Source organism: Rhodococcus sp. ARC_M5, assembly GCF_022810405.1.
Lineage (GTDB): Bacteria > Actinomycetota > Actinomycetes > Mycobacteriales > Mycobacteriaceae > Rhodococcoides > Rhodococcoides navarretei.
In genome coordinates this window covers 188,350-207,013 of record NZ_JALGQE010000007.1, presented here as the reverse complement: position 1 = coordinate 207,013, position 18,664 = coordinate 188,350, and the positions used below count along the sequence as shown (strand labels likewise).

The 18,664-nt window shown below is 64.1% G+C and carries 13 protein-coding genes and 1 tRNA gene; 4 read left to right on the top strand and 10 right to left on the bottom strand.

Annotated features, from left to right (window positions below):
- Positions 1-112 precede the first annotated feature (112 nt).
- From MTX34_RS13500 to MTX34_RS13480, 5 genes are all read right to left on the bottom strand, one after another.
- Positions 113-1,639: a flippase gene (locus tag MTX34_RS13500; RefSeq protein WP_243594119.1), complete on the bottom strand. Its 1,527-nt coding sequence runs from the start codon at positions 1,637-1,639 to the stop codon at positions 113-115.
- Positions 1,639-2,691 carry a glycosyltransferase family 1 protein gene (locus tag MTX34_RS13495; protein ID WP_243594118.1) on the bottom strand — a complete coding sequence of 351 codons (1,053 nt, stop codon included), beginning with the start codon at positions 2,689-2,691 and terminating at the stop codon, positions 1,639-1,641. Before MTX34_RS13495 ends, MTX34_RS13500 begins: the two co-directional genes overlap by 1 nt.
- The gene (locus MTX34_RS13490; RefSeq protein WP_243594117.1) at positions 2,601-3,974 is read right to left on the bottom strand and encodes an O-antigen ligase; all 1,374 of its coding nucleotides are present in this window, start codon (positions 3,972-3,974) and stop codon (positions 2,601-2,603) included. The genes MTX34_RS13495 and MTX34_RS13490 overlap by 91 nt, the downstream gene beginning before the upstream one ends.
- A 40-nt stretch (positions 3,975-4,014) precedes the next feature.
- Entirely contained in the window at positions 4,015-5,493 is a 1,479-nt protein-coding gene (locus MTX34_RS13485; protein WP_243594116.1) for a sugar transferase, read from the bottom strand.
- A gap of 152 nt (positions 5,494-5,645) precedes the next feature.
- Positions 5,646-6,353, bottom strand: a complete 708-nt coding sequence (locus MTX34_RS13480; protein WP_243594115.1) for a GAF domain-containing protein — start codon at positions 6,351-6,353, stop codon at positions 5,646-5,648.
- Positions 6,354-6,520: 167 nt separating this feature from the next.
- On the opposite strand from MTX34_RS13480, the gene MTX34_RS13475 reads away from it, so the two are divergent.
- Both MTX34_RS13475 and MTX34_RS13470 read left to right on the top strand, forming a co-directional pair.
- A complete protein-coding gene (locus MTX34_RS13475; protein WP_243609741.1) occupies positions 6,521-7,639 on the top strand; it encodes an endo-1,4-beta-xylanase in 1,119 nt (372 codons plus the stop codon).
- Between the two features lie 43 nt (positions 7,640-7,682).
- Positions 7,683-8,603 carry an alpha/beta hydrolase gene (locus tag MTX34_RS13470; protein WP_243594113.1) on the top strand — a complete coding sequence of 307 codons (921 nt, stop codon included), beginning with the start codon at positions 7,683-7,685 and terminating at the stop codon, positions 8,601-8,603.
- Here MTX34_RS13470 and MTX34_RS13465 read toward each other — a convergent pair.
- Positions 8,597-12,730, bottom strand: coding sequence for a bifunctional nitrate reductase/sulfite reductase flavoprotein subunit alpha (locus tag MTX34_RS13465; RefSeq protein WP_243609740.1), 4,134 nt, complete (start codon positions 12,728-12,730; stop codon positions 8,597-8,599). The genes MTX34_RS13470 and MTX34_RS13465 overlap by 7 nt on opposite strands.
- Positions 12,731-12,989: 259 nt before the next feature.
- Between MTX34_RS13465 and MTX34_RS13460 the strand changes: the two genes are divergently transcribed.
- Positions 12,990-14,183: an Ig-like domain-containing protein gene (locus tag MTX34_RS13460; protein ID WP_243594111.1), complete on the top strand. Its 1,194-nt coding sequence runs from the start codon at positions 12,990-12,992 to the stop codon at positions 14,181-14,183.
- 19 nt (positions 14,184-14,202) lie between these two features.
- On the opposite strand, the gene MTX34_RS13455 is transcribed toward MTX34_RS13460, so the two are convergent.
- The 3 genes from MTX34_RS13455 to orn form a co-directional block, all read right to left on the bottom strand.
- Positions 14,203-14,916 (bottom strand): M23 family metallopeptidase, encoded by a 714-nt coding sequence (locus tag MTX34_RS13455; protein WP_243609739.1) that lies wholly within the window; start codon positions 14,914-14,916, stop codon positions 14,203-14,205.
- A gap of 354 nt (positions 14,917-15,270) precedes the next feature.
- A tRNA-His gene (locus MTX34_RS13450) sits at positions 15,271-15,346 on the bottom strand.
- Between the two features lie 78 nt (positions 15,347-15,424).
- Positions 15,425-16,036 carry an oligoribonuclease gene (gene orn / locus MTX34_RS13445; RefSeq protein ID WP_080730668.1) on the bottom strand — a complete coding sequence of 204 codons (612 nt, stop codon included), beginning with the start codon at positions 16,034-16,036 and terminating at the stop codon, positions 15,425-15,427.
- Positions 16,037-16,129: 93 nt separating this feature from the next.
- Between orn and MTX34_RS13440 the strand changes: the two genes are divergently transcribed.
- Complete coding sequence (locus MTX34_RS13440; protein ID WP_243594109.1) at positions 16,130-17,854, top strand: helicase HerA-like domain-containing protein; 1,725 nt, start codon at positions 16,130-16,132, stop codon at positions 17,852-17,854.
- Here the strand turns inward: MTX34_RS13440 and cmrA are convergent.
- The gene (gene cmrA / locus MTX34_RS13435; RefSeq protein ID WP_243594108.1) at positions 17,851-18,654 is read right to left on the bottom strand and encodes a mycolate reductase; all 804 of its coding nucleotides are present in this window, start codon (positions 18,652-18,654) and stop codon (positions 17,851-17,853) included. The genes MTX34_RS13440 and cmrA overlap by 4 nt on opposite strands.
- Positions 18,655-18,664: the final 10 nt, after the last annotated feature.

The following is an 18,664-nucleotide window of genomic DNA, read 5'->3' as shown; positions in this document are numbered from 1 at the left end:
GTCAACAACATTGGAATAACATGTGCATCGGTCCGTAATGATTGCGAAACCGAACTTCGACTCCGCCGGGTGGGGCTCGAATCGGGCGATATGTCCGTTCGTTCCGTAGTCCTCACTGGGTGCGTGCACGGTGTCGTCCTTTCTCGGCTGATCCCGGAAACGGTGACTCGACGAGTCCGATCGCGACGAACGCATACAGCAAGGCCGCGACCGTCAGGGCCGCCGCAACGGACACGAGCAGCCACACGCCGGGATAGTGCTGCACCAGGAACCAGCCGCCGACCGTCGTGCCCGCGGTGATGACGAAGATCACCGAAATGGATTGCAGCGGAAACAGTCTGGAGACGGGCATGCTCCTCGCGATCACGATCCACAACAGGACGAGGGTGGTTCCGATCGTCACGACGGTGGACACTGCAGCTCCGTCGTACGACATCCGCGGGATCAGAACGAGGTTCAACCCGATGTTCAGGACCAGACCGACCATCGCCACCAAGGGGTAGTGACGCTGCATTCCGGCCGAGGCGAGCAGGAAGATACCCAGCATCACCAACGACATGAGCGCTGCGCCGATCACCAGCAGACGGGCTGCATGAGCTCCGTCGACGAAGCTGTCGCCGTAGAGCAGGCCGATCAACGGCTCCGCCGAAGGTACGAACGCCGCGACAGCCATTGCACCGAAGAGCGCGAACAGCAGTGCGGCCGAACGTGAGCGTGCGCGAAATGCTGTGGTGTCATGGGGCCACGACGCGACGAGCAGGGTGCTGATCGGGGCCACCGCAGCCAACACGAAGGTGTCGATCATGTCCGAGAACTTGTAGCCGATGGAATACAGTCCCACGGCCTCGAAGGTGTCGAGCAGGCTGAGCATCAACATGTCGATCTTGAGCATGGCAATGGTGAGGGCGAAGCCGATCGCGAGTGGCACGGCCTCCTTCAGGTAGGGCCCCCAGCGGCGAATTTCGATGTGCTTCGACGGTCGCAGGCCGATGGAACGGTTGCCGATGCCGAAACCCTTGGTGATCAGCTTGAACACTTCGTTGGCCACGGCGGGGAGGACGAAGATCAACAGGGTGGGGGCCAGCACGGCAGCTAGCACGGTCAACGCCAATTGGATTGCCTGACCGGCGCTTTCGGCAACGGCCACGAGTACCAGACGGTGACGGCTCTGGAAGAGCACGCTCAAGGCGTGCCCCGGCGTCGCGAACACGACCACCAGTCCGCCCACCACCGTCGCCAGGACCACCTCGCTCGGATACTGCAGCAGGAGAACGTATGCCACGGCCAGCACGTACCCCACCAATCCGAGTACGGTACGCAGAGCCAGAAACGACGACGCAGTTCGACCGATCTCGTCGGGGTCGTCGTCCATCAACTTCGCCAGCACGACGCGTCCGACTCCGAGATCGGTCACGACGGACATCAAGCCGAGCAGTGCGAAGACGAAGCTGAACTGGCCCCAGTCATCGGGTCCGAGGGATCTCGCGACGATGACGCTGCCCACCCAGCCCAGCGCCGCGATGACGACTCTGCTGATCAGAACGGCAATCGTCGCTTTGGCCGCGGCCTTCGGATCCGCTGCGACAGCGCGGTAGTCCGGGGGCTGCTCGGTGCCGTCCAGCGCGAGCTCCTCGGCCATCAGGTCACGCCCGCAGCGCGATACGCCTCGGCGGTGAGCTCCGCTGTTCGACGCCAGCTGATCTCACGGGTGGCAACGGCCGCCGAGGCGACGAGAGCCGCGCGCGCGTCCGCGTCGAACACCATGGGTTTCATCGCCTGCACCCAGTCGTCCACGTTCTCCGATCCGACGAGTACGGCACCGTCGCCTACGACGTCCGGGAGTGCACCGACGGCACTGGCGACCACCGCACCGCCCGAGGCCATGGCCTCGACCGGTGGTAGCCCATAGCCCTCGTAGCGAGAGGCGTAAGCGGTGACGGTCGCGGCAGCATAGAGAGCGGGCAGATCCTCGACATCGACGTACCCGAGACCCCGGGAGTTGTGTGGCGCGTCGCGGCCGGTCGAGCCGGCTCCGGCCAGCAGGCAAGGGATGCCGAGACTCTCGGCCGCGTCGGCCACCAGCTGAACGTTCTTGCGCGGCTCCACCGTTCCGACCTGCATCACGAAACGTTCCGGTAAGTCGTACTTGGACCGAACACCGTCTATTCGGCCTGCGGTCGGCACGGTCGCCCACGCTGCCGGTGCCAGTCCGACCACGGTGGCGTCGCGCCCGCTGACAGCCTTGATTCGATCGGCGGTGAACTGCGAGACCGCGATGAGCAGATCGGCACGGCGGAGGGCACGCCGCACCAGTCTCTGTTCACCCAGTGCGCGAAATCTGCTGGAGGCCGACGGCATGTCGATCACCGAAAGGTCGTGCACTGTCGCAACGGTGAAGGCCTTGGTGAACAGTGGGAGGTCGACATCGAGGCCGTGCACCACGTCGCAGTCTCCGACGGGGAGGGCACCGAGCAGCGCGCGAACAGCACCGCCGGCGACCGGCCGCTTCACAGCGCGAACCGAGGGCGGGAGCTCGCCGACGGCGTCGCGCTGCACCACCGCGGCGAGATCGGCATCGGTCAGACAGTCCGGTAGTTCGTTCAGGAGCTCGCGAATGTAGGTCTGTACTCCGCTTCCGCCCGGCCGGAGGGCGAGCGCCCCGAAGACGATTCGTGTTGCGCTGCTGCGCATCCCACCACTCCTAACAAGAGCCAGAAATAGACATCGATCGGAAAGATCTCGAAATATGTGGAGACGAGACTGGCGAACATGGCTGCGACGATCGACGCGCCGACGCCGAGGGCAAGCGCGCCGTCGTCACCTCGCAGTGCACGTGCGAGGCGCGTGCACCACAGCAACGACGTCACCAGCAGTGCCACCACCGCCCAGAGCCCGATCGGCCCCAGTTCGAGCAGGGCCTTCACGTAATAGTTGTCGGGCTGGTAGTTGGTCGAGAGTCCCGATTCCGTGAACGCGGCACCCTCGGCGGTGGAGATACGGTCCGCCGCCGAACCACTCGATCCCAGGCCCGTCCCGAACGGATGGATCAGGATACTGGCAATGATGTTGGCCCAGCCGTCGCCGCGTTGGCCCAGGCTGCTCGACGAGAAGAAGACCGAGGTGACCTTGGGTACGAAGGGAATGGCAACCGCAACCGCGACCGCAGCAAGCGCGAGCGGCGCGGCGAGGTAGCGGAAGCGCACAGCGATCAAGTAGATGGCTCCGACCGCGAGCCCCAGAATTGCTCCTCGCACGATCGAGCTGGACATGGCGACCACCATCATCGGAGTCGCGCACAGGAACAACATGTTTCGACGACGGCGTGGGTCGGCCAGCGCGACCGCACCACCGACGAGCAACGCCAACATCACGTACAGCCCGAACGGGAACGGCAAGTTGAACGTGCTGAACGTACGGAGCAATCCACCCGAGGTCCGGACCTGCGTGTCGTATTCGTACCCCAGCGCCACCAGTGCTGCGGGTCCTGCCACGAGTTGCGCAATGCCCACCACCGAGGTGAACACACCCATACCCATGAGAACGGAGACGAGGTGGTCGCGGTCCTCGGCGTCGAAGGGCGCAAGCCACATGACGACCACCAGCAGGATGTAGAAGAAGGTCACCTTGATGCCGAACACACCGACGATCCCGAACGTGGCGAAGGCCGACACGGTGCCGAACACGACGTAGACGACGGCCGCGGGCCACCACGGCACGAACACCCGAGGTGTCGAGCCACGGACGTGCCGGGGTCGGCGTAGCCACGCACACAGAACCGTGAACACGACGAGGCCTTCCTTCCAGCCGGACACCACGCCGGGCAGAGGCACCAGAACCAGAAGGCCGTGCAGCGGAACGAGTGCAGCGAGCAACAGCACTCCGCGCTGCGGGCGGCGGTAGATCGCCGACGCCACCGCGCAGCCCAGCGCAAGCACCACCGCCGCACCGAAAGCGAGTGCTACGTACGTGATCACGGGGTGACCCGAACGTGGCCGCGTTCGGCGTAGATCACGATCAGTCCTCGGCGCGCTTCAGCACGGCCAGGACTGTGAGGAACAGGATCTTGACATCGAGCCACACGGACCAGTTCTCGATGTAGTAGTTGTCCCATTCGGCGCGGTCCGCGATGGACGTCTGGCCGCGAAGGCCGTGAACCTGAGCCCATCCCGTCACACCGGCCTTGACGCGGTGTCTCTCTCCGTACCGACGGATCTGCATCTCGAACAGGTCGACGTACTCGGGACGCTCGGGGCGCGGACCGACCAAACTCATGTCGCCGCGAAGTACGTTGAGCAACTGTGGAAGTTCGTCCATCGAGGTCTGGCGCATGATCTTTCCGATGCGCGTTCGTCGATCCACACCTTCGACACCGCCGGGTGCGTCACCGGCCTTGCGCTCGAATTCGGCGTCGGACGCCCGCGGCGGTCGCATGGAGCGGAACTTCAGGCAATCGAACGGCAGTCCGTCGCGGCCGATTCGCTCCTGCTTGAAGAAGATCGGGCCGGGGGAGCTCAGGCGTACGAGCAGCATCAGCGTCAGGAAGACGGGGGAGAGCAGGAGGAGTCCGAATGCGGTCAGGACTCGATCGAGAAGTCCCTTGAGGGCGAATTGCCACCCCTTGGGGTTCACGTGCGGAAGCACCATCAACGGCAGACCGCCGATGTGCTCGACGCGAGTGTTGACGCCCACGGCGTCGTACAGCCTGGGTACCACCCACACGCGCATTCCGAGTCGGTGGGCAGTCCTGATGGCACCGAGCAGCTCTCGGTCCTCGGTCGGTGCGAATGCGACTATCAGCTCCTCCGCTCCGGTTCTCCGTGCAACTGCCTCGAAACCGCTCGGGAGCCCCAGGTGCGGGAGATCGGGCACCTCGCCGGCCGGGGAGACGTCTGCGACCGGTGCCGCACCGATGTAGCCGACCGGTGCGAGACCGTACTCGGGGAACTGGCGTGTCCTCGAAACCAGTTGGTGCGCAATGGGATCGTTGCCCAGCACGATGGTCGGCGCGGCAGATCCGAACTTGGTGCGAAGCGTGCGCTGGACGACGACGCGGATCAAGCGGGCGAGCGCGACCGTGATGCAGGCCAGCAACCACAGGCGTAGTACGACTGTGCTGGGCCGATAGTCTGTGTCGGCCAGAAACATTGCGACCAACAGCGCGAGCGACGCGAAGGCGACAGCAGTTTCGGCCGGACCGATCTCGTCGAGGAAGTTACGCCGAAGGCCGCGTCGGTACATCGACTTGCCGGCAAGGATTACGATCAGCAGCGGCAGGAACAGCCATGGGAGCCAGCCGGTATCGGTGAGACTGCCCGAATACCAGAGCAAGGCTCCGATCAACGCGACGGCTGCAGCAAGCACATCCACCGCGACGGTGATCACGGTGTTGAGGGGATCGACTCGAAGACGATCGACAAGGGGGCGACGGGCGGCAACGGTGTCGGCCTCGGCAGCCTGCGGGCGAGTGCGCGGTGAATCCAGTGTCTTCGGCACAGCTACTTCCGGTGACTAGTTCGGATCGGTTGGTCCTATAAATCCCATTCAATGTATACCGGCACGAAAGGGACTACCCGGTCGACATATCGAAAAAGACCTGAAGTCGGTTGTGGGTTGAAAATGCTTATTTTCGTCGGGTAAAAGCCCTCTTATTCGAAAACACGCTCGCGAATTATCCACGCCAGATCTTGCAGTATCTGTACGTGGCCGGTCGTCCACTGGCGCGGCTGCTGATCCCATACACACAGGGTGCCCACGGAGTGCCCGGCGTCGTCGGTGAGCGGAACTCCGAGGTATGAGACGAGAAGGTTGCCCTGTACGGAGGGGTGATCCTTGAGGATGTCGTTGAGTCGAGCGTCCTCGACCACCAAGGGTTGACCGAGATCGATCGCATAGCGGCAGATGGACCCGTCGAGGGGCACCTCCTGCGCGCCGCCGAGTTCCGCGGGAAGCCCGAGGGCGCTCTTGAAGTACTGACGCTTGTCGTCGAGAAGAGAGAACGCAGCCGACGGGGCGTTCAGTGCATCGGCCACCATGGTGACGATCCGGTCGTATCCCGCGTCGGATCCGGTGTCCATCAGTCCAGTTCGAGCGACGGCGGCCAGCCTGTCGGGATCGTCGATCGGGGTGCCGAACGCTCGCGTGACCTCGGCGGGGCCGACGCCTTTCTCCGAACCCTCCTGCAGAGCGCGAAGCAATGCGCCCACTTCGGATTCCTGATCCTCGGACAGTTCCCGTACGAGCCGGTCGACCACCGCACCGCGAACGAATTCGTCGGTGGAAAGACCGGATTTCTCCGCCTGCCTGGCGAGCAGCTCGTTCAGGCGGTCGTCGAAACCGGGAAATCCTGTCGTCATTGTGCAGATGGTAGTACAGGCCGAGTTCTCGTACCGACGCTCGGGCGGTGCATTTTGCATTCTCGCGCCTGTCGTGAGTTATTCGGGTTCGGTGAGACAAAGCAGGAAACAACGGGGTAATGGCGATACACCGATATCGCGTTCCCGGTCGTTGCTAGCATCTGCCGATGAGAATGAATCCGACGCGACGAGCGAGTGCAGCACTGTTGGTCGTGCTGTTGTCGTTCGCGGCCGGGGCGGTACCCGCAACTGCATCTGCTCTGCGAACGCAGCAGGCACCCGCAGGAGATCCAGGATGTTCGCGGCAATCGGATGCCATGCGGATCGGAGTCTCACCCGGAGCGACGATCGGTGCGCTGTCTCCTGCGGATCTGGATCGGGAGCTCACTCTTGCCCGTGACGCCGGATCTTTCGCGGTGCGTCTCGACATCGATTGGTCTGCCATCGAGTCGACACGGGGCAGATTCGATTGGAGCCGCACCGACCAAGTGATCGATGCCGTTGTCGCACACGGGATGTGCGTGCACGGCATCATCGCGTACACCCCGAGATGGGCACGAGTGGCCGGTGCCGTCGACGATTCGCACTCACGACCTGCGAACCCATCCACCTTTGCGGCGTTCGCCAAGACCGTGGTTCAGCGGTATAAGAGCCGAATCAAGATCTGGGAGGTGTGGAACGAGCCGAACATCGTGACGTTCTTCAAGCCCGTTCCCGATGTGGCGGCGTACTCGGCGCTGCTCAGAGCGACCTATACGGTGATCAAGCAGGTGCAACCCGATTCCACCGTGCTCGCCGGCGGGATGGCCCCCGCCGAGGACGCGAACGGCAACATCGCGGGTACGACGTTCCTGTCGAAGATGTACGCGCAAGGATCGAACAGGTACTTCGACGCCTTCAACGTTCACCCGTATACGTGGCCGTACCTACCCAACGACCCGGACACGGCGTCGTGGAACACCGCCATGAAGATGTGGTCCATGCGAGACACCATGGTTGCCGGCGGTGACAGCGGCAAACAGATTTGGATCACCGAGTTCGGAGCCCCCACCGGCACGGCCCCCAACAGTGTCAGCGAACAGGTGCAGTCGGACAGCATAGGGATCGTGCTCGATGCTGTCCTCGGCAGCGACTGGCTGGGGCCGGCCTACGTCTACAGCCTCCGCGACGCCGGCTCGAACACCGCAGACACCGAACAGAACTTCGGGTTGGTACGCCGAGACTGGACGCCCAAGATCGCCTATGGACGCGTCGACGCCTATGCCGCGGAGCATTCCGGTCGGTAGTCGACCTGTTCCACCGTCGGCCGGGATGGGCTACTGTCTGCGCATGAATTCGCAGCCGGGGGGCTCGAGCCCAGATCGCATCGATGTCACGTTCGATTCTCACGGAGACGCCTGCGCGGCGTGGCTCTATCTCCCGACAGGTTCCGGTCCCGCTCCGGTGATCGTCATGGGACATGGCCTCGGCGGAACTCGGGAAATGCGGCTCGACGCCTATGCAGAGCGCTTCCGGGCTGCAGGGTATGCCTGCCTGGTGTTCGACTATCGCTACTTCGGGGCCAGTGGAGGCGAGCCCCGACAGCTGCTCGACATCACAGCACAGCTGCAGGACTGGGCATCGGCCATCGCCCACGCCCGCTCGCGTACGGATGTGGACAACTCCCGAATCGTGTTGTGGGGCTCGTCTTTCGGCGGTGGTCACGTCATCGTCGCTGCCGCCCGAGACCAGCAGGTCGCGGCCGTGATCTCGCAGTGCCCGTTCACCGACGGGATTGCGTCGGGACTCGCGTCGAACACCTGGACGTCGGTGAAGCTGTCCGGCCGGGCACTGGGTGACCTGGCGGGATCGGTGATCGGACGACCGCCGCTGATGGTGAACACGGCCGGGCGACCAGGGACGACCGCGCTGATGACCTCACCCGACAGCTACGACGGCTATCTGGCGCTCGCGCCGGACGCCGACGAGACGTTCCACAACCGAGTCGCCGCCAGAGTCGCGCTGCACATCGTGCGGCACCGGCCCGGGCGTCGGGCGAAGGACGTTCGCTGCCCCATCCTGTTCGTCGTCTGCGAGACCGACTCGGTCGCGCCTGCCAAGGCCACCCTGCGCTACGCACGGACGGCACCGCATGCAGAGATCAAGACCTACGACGCCGGTCATTTCGAGATCTACCTGGGCGACGCGTTCGAGCGGGTGGTGGCAGACCAGATCGAATTCCTGACCCGCACGGTCCCACCGACTCAGTAGACGTCGCGAACGTACCGCTTCTCGGCAGCAAGGGCTTTCACATAGGCCTCGGCACTACTGGGCGCGAGCTTGCCGTGTTGTGCCACCACGCCTTTCAGTGCGGCATCGACGTCCTTGGCCATTCTGGACGCATCGCCGCACACGTAGAAGTGGGCACCGCGGTGAATCCAGTTCCACAGCTCCGCCCCGTGCTCACGCATCCGGTCCTGGACGTAGACCTTGTCCTTCTGATCGCGTGAGAAGGCGACGTCCAGGCGGTTCAGCGAACCGTCGCTCAGCATCGCCGTCAGCTCGTCCCGATAGTAGAAGTCCGTGTCGGCGTGCTGTTCACCGAAGAACAGCCAATTGTGGCCGGTGTGCCCGAGTGCGCGCCGCTCGTGCAGGAAGGCGCGAAACGGGGCGACGCCGGTACCCGGGCCCACCATGATCATCGGGGTGTCGGGATCGTCGGGCGGCCTGAAGTGCGAGGTCTTCTGCACGAATATCCCCACCTCCTCATTCGACGCATGGTCGGCCAGGTACGTCGAGCACACGCCGCGCCGGGGAACTCCGTGCACGTTGTAGCGGACCGCGGAGACCGTCACCTGTACCTCGTTCGGGTTCTCCTTCGGGCTCGACGAAATCGAGTACAGCCGCGGCTGCAACGGCTTGAGAACTCCCAACCAGTCCTCCACCGAGGCTCGAACCGGATGTGCAGCAAGCACATCGGTGGACTGGCGACCCCACATCCAGTCGGCCAGCGCGTGCTTGTTGTCGGGGTGCAGCATCGCCTCCAGGTCGTCGTCCGCGGTACGTCGGTGGACGAACTTCAGCAGATCCGTGGTGGCACGGGCGATTTCGAGGTGACGGCTCAGCGCCGTGCGCAACGACATCGAGCCGTATCCGGAGAGGTCGACAGAGGCGTCATGGTCCAGGCCGGTGGCCTCGAGCCACTCGTCGACCAAGGCATCGCTGTTGCGCGGCCACACTCCGAGCGCGTCGCCGACCTCGTACTCGAGGGTCCCGTCGGGCAGATGGAATCCGAACTGGCGGACATCCTTGACGGACCCGCGTGCGGTCAGCAGGCGATTGCGTACGAGAGTGGTCACCAACGGCGACTTCTTGCTGTACCGCTCCGGCTGGGCTCGGGTCCGCGGAGCCGAGCGTTCGACGGACTCCACCCGTGCTTCGGCGGGGGTGGTGCCGTCACCGCGCGCGAGTCGATCGACCACGGCATCGAGCCACGCCGCCGCCTCGTTCTCGTAGTCGGGTTCGCAGTCGACCCGATCGAGAAGTCGCAGGGCACCCAACTCGGTGAGGCGCTCGTCGATCCTGCGACCGTGGCCACAGAAGTCTGCGTAGCTGGAGTCGCCGAAAGCCAGTACGGCATAGCGGATTCCCGGGAGCTTCGCCGTGGTCTCGGCGACGAGACTGTCCCAGAACGTCGCACCGTTGTCGGGTGCTTCGCCGTCACCCGTGGTACTGCTGACGATCAGCACATCGGCGTCGGCCGGCAATCGATCGACGGTGAACGTATCCATCGAGTGTTCGATGATCGTCAGGCCTGCTTCCCGGAGATGGGAGAGGCAGGACAGGGCGTACTCCTCGGCGGTCCCGGTTTGCGAGGCCCAGAGCAGCAGTACCGGGCGTCCCCCCGGAACGGCCTCTGCCGAGATGCCGGCAGTGGTGACGTCGATGTCGGGCCTACGCGAGAACAGGCCCGCGAGCACGCCGTCGAGCCAAGCGTGGGTCTCGGGCGACAGGGGAGTCTGCGACGGCAGGGTGGGTGTTCCGGCGGCGTTGCGACCCGCCGCACTGCCCAGACCCTCGAGAAGGCCTGCGACGTAACGTTGTTCGATGGTGGTCAGTGGTTCCGAAGGACGCGCAGGGCGGCCGACGATCGTGGCGAGTGCATCGACCGGATCGTTTGTGCTGTCGTCGCCCGCGCGGGACCGAGACTGGGCTGCAGCAACTTTCGTGAGCGTCACCGCACACGCCTTGAACTCGGGTTGCTGGGAGTACGGATCGATGGCGTCGTTGGTGACGGCATTGATGGCCAGGTACTCGCCGAATTTTTCGCTCCAGTGGAAGGGTGCGAAACAGCTGCCAGGAAGCACTCGATCGGTGACGACCGCGGGAAGGACGGCTCGGCCTCGGCGGGATGCGACTTCGACGCTGTCGCCGTCGAGGACGCCGAGTCGATCGGCGTCGAGTGGGTGCACCTCGACGAACGGGCCGGAATCGAGCTTGTTCAGCTTGGCGACCTTGCCGGTCTTGGTCATGGTGTGCCACTGGTGGGGCAGTCGACCGGTGTTGAGCAGGAACGGGTAGTCGTCGTCGGGCATCTCCGCAGGCAGCATGGCGGGCCTGGCGAAGAACTGGGCCCGGCCGCTCGGGGTGGGGAAGGACAGCGCGGGGATCGAACCGTCCGCCGATACCCGTTGCGTCTGGCTGACCCCGTCGTTGAGGTAGCGGATCGGGTGCCGGGTGGTTGTCGCATCGGGTGGGCACGGCCACTGGATCGGACTCTCACGCAACCGGTCGTAGGTGACCCCGCGAATGTCGTAGCCGGTGTTCGGATTCCAGAAAAGCTTGATCTCCTCGAACACCTCCTCGGCGCTCGCATAGGTGAAGGCTTCGGCATACCCCAGCGCGCAGGCCATGTCGGCGATGATCTTCCAGTCCGGTAGCGCGCCGCCCGGTGCCTCCAGCGCCGGTTGGAACAGCGTGAGGTTGCGCTCGGAATTGACCATCACTCCGTGCGATTCCGTCCACAGTGCGGCGGGCAGCATCACGTCGGCGTAGTCGTTGGTTTCGGTATCGGCGAACGCATCCTGGGTGATGACCAGCTCGGCGCGCTCGAGTCCGTCGATCACCGTCGTTCTGTTGGCCACCGAGGCAACGGGATTGGTGCAGATGATCCAGCAGGCCTTGATCTCACCGGCAGCGAGCTTGGAGAACATCTCGATGGTTCCGCCGCCGACGTCCGTGCGCAGCGTTCCGCGAGGAATGCGCCATCGATCCTCGACGAACTCTCGGTCGGCGTCGTTGACCACCGCTCGCTGTCCCGGCAGCCCGGGGCCCATGTATCCCATTTCCCGTCCGCCCATAGCGTTCGGTTGCCCGGTCAGCGAGAAGGGGCCGCTGCCGGTCTTGCAGATGGCGCCGGTCGCCAGATGGAGGTTGCACAGCGCGTTGGTGTTCCAGGTTCCGTGCGTCGACTGGTTCAGGCCCATGGTCCAGCAACTCATCCAGTTCTCTGCACCGCCGATCATCGCGGCCGCGGCTCGCAGGTCCTGCTCGTCGAGACCGGTTGCGGTGCACACCTTCTCCGGGGTGTAGTCGCCGAGGAACTCCGGCATCGCGTCCCACCCGTCGGTGAACTCGGCGATGAACTCGGGGTCGATGTCGCCGTTCTCGGCGATGAGCGCGAGCAGACCGTTGAGCAACGCCAGATCCGAACCCGGCTCGAGTTGCAGATGCAGGTGGGCTTTGTCCGCCGTGGCAGTGCGACGCGGATCGACGACGATCAGCTTCGCGCCTGCTTTGACGCGGTCCATCATCCGCAGAAACAGAATGGGGTGACAGTCGGCCATGTTGGAACCGATGACGAAGAACACGTCGGCGTGGTCGAAGTCCTGGTACGACCCGGGCGGACCGTCGGCCCCCAGCGATTGCTTGTATCCGGTTCCCGCGCTCGCCATGCACAGTCGGGAATTGGACTCGATCTGGTTGGTGCCGATGAATCCCTTGGCCAGTTTGTTCGACAGGTACTGGGCCTCGATCGACATCTGACCCGAGACGTACAGTGCGAGCGCATCGGGGCCGTGTTCGTCGATGATGGCGCGCAGCCGCCGAGCGGTGTCGTCGACCGCCACCGAGGTGTCCGTGCTCTCCGGTTCCCCACCGCGGCGCTGCCGAATCCGGGCCTTCTCGAGCCGTCCGGGCCCGGCGAGCATGTCCGCGGTGGTGGTCCCCTTGGTGCACAGCCGGCCGAAGTTTGCCGGGTGAGACTTGTCGCCGACGGATTTGGTGACGACAGGCCTGGTCGAAGTCGTAACGGCGGACGTGGACGGTCCGCCGACCTCGAGCACCATTCCGCATCCCACGCCGCAGTACGCGCAGAGTGTCTTCACCGTGGTGACCATGGATTCCACAGTGCCCGGCCGAGGGTGCGCCGTCATTACACGTCAGTTAGCCGGATATGACGTTGTCCTCACCGTGCCCTGCGAAGTGCGGTGAGTCCGCCTGGGAGCTGATGAAAAACGGACGTGAGGTAACACGAACTTCCTGGTATGCGATTGGTACTCGAACGTTACTCATCGAACGGGCTGTCGAGTGGGGTGTGCAGATTCTCCGCTGGCACAATTGTCCGGGTCGGGTTCGAAGTGGGAAGTGGTGTGTGTCATGAGGGTGTATCGCGGATTCGTACTGGCCGCGGTGGGAGTGGTTGCTTCGGTAGCAGTCCTGTCGGGATGTAGTTCTGCGTCGGACATCTCCGAACCGTCGGTGCCGATCGATTCCAATCCGATGACCGAGCTGATGAAGCCGAAGCTGACCTCGAGCGTCCTCGACGGTGCCGTCGGATTCTCGCCGGCCGACCCGGTGACCGTCTCGGTCGCCGACGGCAAGCTGTCTTCGGTGACGATGCTCAACCCCGAGGGAGAACCCGTCTCGGGCGCGATTTCGCCCGACGGATTGTCGTGGACCAACACCGAACCGCTCGGCTACGACCGCGAGTATCGCGTCCAGGCCGACGCGTACGGACTCGGGGGAGTGTCGAGCACGGTGTCGAGCTTCACCACCAGTCAACCCGGCAACTTCACCAAGCCGTACGTGCTGCCGAACCCCGGTGCCATCGTCGGAATCGGTCAGCCGGTCGCGGTTCAGTTCGACGAACCGATCACCGACAAGGTCGCCGCGCAGAACGCCATCACCGTCACCACGACGCCTGCCGTCGAGGGCGCGTTCTACTGGGTCAACAACTCCGAAGTTCGCTGGCGGCCGCAGAACTACTGGGCGCCGGGCACCACGGTCGACGTTGCGGTGAACGTGTACGGGCGCGATCTCGGTGACGACATCTTCGGTCAGGAGAACGCCACGACGTCGTTCACGATCGGTGACGCCGTCATCGCCACCGCCGACGACAACACCAAGCAGGTGACGTTCAACGTCAACGGCCAGGACGTCATCACCATGCCGACATCGATGGGCAAGGACAGCACACCCACCGACAACGGCGTCTACATCATCGGCGACCGCTTCGAGCACCTGGTGATGGATTCCTCGACCTACGGTGTTCCGGTGAACTCGTCGAGCGGATACCGCACTCCGGTCGACTGGGCGACGCGAATGTCCTACAGCGGCATCTTCTTCCACTCCGCACCGTGGTCGGTGGGGCAGCAGGGCTATTCCAACGCTTCACACGGTTGCCTGAACCTGAGTCCCACCAACGCGAAGTGGGTCTACGACAACACCAAGCGCGGCGATATCGTCGTCGTGAAGAACACCGTCGGCGGAACGCTGTCGGGTACCGACGGCCTCGGCGACTGGAATGTCCCCTGGGACGAGTGGAAGGCGGGGAACGCCACCACGGTCTGATCGGTCTCGATTCTTCCGGTCAGCTTCGGTCGCGAGTCTGGTACAGCGAGGGATCGATACCGAGTGTCTTCAGGTACGCCACCGGTTCGATGCTCGAACCGTTGTTGCGTACTTCGAAGTGCAGGTGCGGTCCGGTCGAATTTCCGGTGTTGCCGACTGCGCCCAGGACGTCGCCCGGTGCCACTTCGTCGCCGACCGCGACCGCAGTACTGGACTGATGGCCGTAGTAAGTCTCGGTGTTGCCGCTCTTGACTCGAACGAGCTTGCCGTATCCATCGCCTCCATCCCCGGCCTGAACCACAGTTCCGCCGGTCACCGCGTAGATGGGAGTACCGCTGTCTGCCGCGAAGTCGACGCCCTGGTGGTACTGGGATCCGTTGCCGGTGGGGTTGTTGCGTCCGCCGTAGCCCGAGCTGATGCGGTACTTGCCTGCATCGATCGGGAGCACTGCTCCGCCGAGGCCGACGGTCGGCGGGGCGATCGGTAGTTCGATCTCGGGCAGGTCCGCTGTGGACGGTGCTTCGGGTGCCGCGAGCACATCGCTGTCGAGGACTATTGCTGCGACCTGGTTGATGAGGACGCCGGTGGCGTCGAGCACGGCGGCGAGAATCGCAGCCCGTTGCTGCGCGTCGGGCTGCGGTAACGGGATCTGGGGGAGTTCGATCGTGGGTTGAGCGGTGGCCACCGCTGGGCTGAACAAGCCGGTTGTGCCGATGCACAGTGCTGCCGACAAGATCGAACCCGCTATGACTCTGTGCATTCTGCGACCCACGAAAAGCCTCCTCGTCTGCGCCCGACGCGCACCGTCGGATGGGTGCGAGCAGGACGTAAGAACATGTTTCGGTGACGCTTCGGGGCACGCTGAACTCACGTAGCAAAAAACACATGAATCACATTGGTACTTTTCTTCCCCAAAAGTGCCATTGGTAACCGTACGTCACATTAACCCCACAGGAAACCTGAAAGTTGAATTACAACAACGTAATTCGAGGTCGGAGGGGGTGTCTGGGGAATCGAGGCACTCTGAGGCCGCGCAACGCGCGCACGAAAAAGGCCGGTCTCGCGAGGAGACCGGCCTTGTTCGTATTGGGGTGAGCGACGGGACTCGAACCCGCGACATCCAGGATCACAACCTGGTGCTCTACCAGCTGAACTACGCCCACCATTGCACGCGTCCGCAGAACCATTTCGGGCTCTCCATCAGCAGCGTCGACAATACTAGCGGGTTGAATCCGCGGTTGCTAATCCGCCCCCGGTTGCGTGTCGAGATCCTGAACAACGGCCGCGATGTCGCTGGTAGACGGCCCCGGCGGAGCCACGAAGGCCGTCCGGCGGTAGTACTGCAGTTCTTTGATCGACTCCTTGATATCCGCCAGGGCGCGGTGCGCAAGGCCCTTGGCCGGCTGTCCGTAGTAGATCCGCGGGTACCACCGTCGGGAAAGTTCCTTGATCGAGCTGACGTCGATCATTCGGTAGTGGAGGTAGGTGTCGAGCGCGGTCATGTCGCGAGAGATGAATCCACGATCGGTCCCGATGGAGTTTCCCGCGAGCGGAACGGTCCCGGCCACCGGGACGTGCTCCTTGATGTACGCCAGTACGCGCTGCTCGGCTTCCTCCAGCGTCACCGTCGATGCGCGCACTTCGTCGGTCAAGCCCGATTTGGCGTGCATGTCGGTGACGACGGCAGGCATGTTCGCCAACGCATCGTCGTCGGCGTGGATGACGATGTCTACACCCTCTCCGAGGATGTTGAGCTCACTGTCGGTCACCAGCGCCGCAATTTCGATCAGCTTGTCCTTGCTCAGGTCCAAGCCGGTCATTTCACAATCGATCCACACGAGTTTGTCCTGCACTCGCTCCACCTTAGTGCGAGCTGCGATGCAGCTAGGGTTTGCGGTGGCGATCGAGCCAGTTCAGCATCAGCACAGTTCATGGAGGACGCGGACATGACAGTCGACCCGACGCAGCCGGCACCCACGCTCAGTCCGGCAGAGAAGGCGAAGGCTGCCAAGGCCGCGGCCGTCGAAGCGGCACGGGTGGCCGCCGAGGCGCTGGCCGCGGCCGATGCCGCCGAAGCCGAGGCGCTTGCTGCGGAACAGGGGGTGACGCCGACGTCGACCGGCAAGGCTGCCGAGATCGCTGCCGGGTACACCTCGGAGGGTGCCGCGTTGGAATTGGGAACTGTTGTGCTGGACGGCGTCACCGATCCGTCTGCCCGTATCCGAATTCCGTTGGCCACATTGAACAGACACGGTCTCGTTGCCGGAGCCACCGGAACCGGAAAGACGAAGACACTGCAGGGCATTGCCGAACAGCTCTGCGCCGCAGGGGTTCCTGTAGTCATGGCTGACGTCAAAGGCGACCTGTCGGGCCTGTCGAAGCCAGGTGAAGACAACGAGAAGATACGCAGCCGAGCAGCGGACACCGGTATTCCGGACTGGGCTCCTGCCGGCCATCCGGTGGAGTTCCTCTCCCTCGGCACCGACGGAATCGGAGTACCGGTCCGTGCCACCATCACCGCGTTCGGACCGATTCTGCTCAGTAAGGTGTTGGGGCTGAACAACACTCAAGAATCCACCCTCGGCTTGATCTTTCACTGGGCCGATTCCCAGGGGCTCGCCCTGCTCGACCTGAAGGATCTGAGGTCGGTGATCATGCACCTGACCAGTGACGAGGGTAAGGCCGACCTGAAGGGCATCGGCGGAGTCTCTTCAGCGACAGCAGGCGTCATTCTGCGTGCGCTGGTCAACCTCGAAGCAGACGGCGGCGACACCTTCTTCGGCGAGCCCGAGCTCGAGACCGAGGACCTACTGCGCGTCGGGGCGGACGGCAGAGGTGTCATCACACTGTTCGAGCTCGGAGCGCAGGCGTCGCGGCCGGTGATGTTCTCCACGTTCCTGATGTGGGTGCTGGCCGACCTGTTCCAGACGCTGCCCGAGGTGGGCGATGTGGACAAGCCCAAGCTCGTCTTCATCTTCGACGAGGCGCATCTGCTGTTCGCCGACGCGTCGAAAGCGTTTCTGCAGCAGGTGGAGCAGACGGTCAAGCTCATCCGCTCGAAGGGGGTCGGCGTCTTCTTCTGCACGCAGCTGCCCACCGACGTCCCCAACGACGTTCTCTCCCAGTTGGGTGCAAGGATTCAGCACGCCCTGCGCGCGTTCACGCCCGACGATCAGAAGGCGTTGAACAAGACGGTGCGCACATATCCCAAGACCGACGCGTACGACCTCGAGAAGGCACTGACGTCGTTGGGCACCGGTGAGGCCATCGTGACGGTGCTTTCGGAGAAGGGTGCCCCGACGCCCGTGGCCTGGACCAAGATTCGCCCGCCCCGTTCCCTGATGGACACCATCGGCAACGACGCCATCGCAGCGGCCGCGTCGTCGAGCGCACTGTCTGCGAAGTACCGGGAGACGGTCGACAGGGAGTCGGCCTACGAGCGGATGAACGCTCGCGTCGCGAACGTGCCCGCTCCGGCCGAGAAGTTCGACATCCCGCCCCTGCCTGCGGATCTGCCGGATCTACCCCCGAGCGAGCCGGAAGGCCCGTCGGCCGCGGAGCGCATCATGGGCAACCCGGCCGTCAAGAGCTTCCTGCGATCGGCCGCCTCGGCTGCCGGGCGAGAAATCTCGCGCAGCATCTTCGGAACCGGTCGCCGTCGCAGGCGCTAGCTGCCGAGCTTCTTGTAGAAGCTGCCGATGATCGGTGCGGAGATGCTGCGTGGGCTGTACTGCCCGGCGATGGACATACCCTTGCTCAGCAGGCCCGGTACGACGCGCATCTTGTTCTTCGCGAGGCCGTCGAGGGACAGCTTCGCGGTGTAGGCGCTGTCGATCCACAGAAAGTCGGGAACCATCTTGTCGACGATCGAGGCCTCGGCCGGGTCGGGTGTCTCGGTGCGGACCGGGCCCGGAGCGAGCAGCGTGACGTTGACGCCGGTGCCCGCGAGCTCACCGCGCAACGACTCCGAGAACGTGTTGACGAAGGCCTTGGTTGCCGCGTACGTCGCATTGTTGGGGATGGCCATGTTGCCTGCAGCCGAACCGGTGATGAGGATGCCGCCGGCTCCGCGGCCGATCATGCCGGGCATGACGGCCAACGTGAGGTCGTGTACCGCAACGGCATTCAATTCGACCTGATCGCGCTCGTACGCCGGGTCCAGACCGGCCACCGGTCCGAACGTTGCGATGCCTGCGTTGTTGCACAGGATGGAGATCTCGCGCTCGGACAACTCGGTGACCAGTGCCTGTCGCTGCTCGCGATTCGACAGGTCCGACTGACGTACCTCGACGGCAACGCCGTGCTCGGCCGTGAGTTTCGCAGCCAACGCCTCGAGCAGCTCGCCGCGTCGAGCCATCACGATCAGTGAATGTCCGCGGGCGGCGAGTTCGGTGGCCAGGGCTTCACCGATTCCGGAAGAGGCTCCGGTGACGACGGCGCGGGCATCTGGGCTGGGCTTCGGCAGGCTCACGGTGAGACAG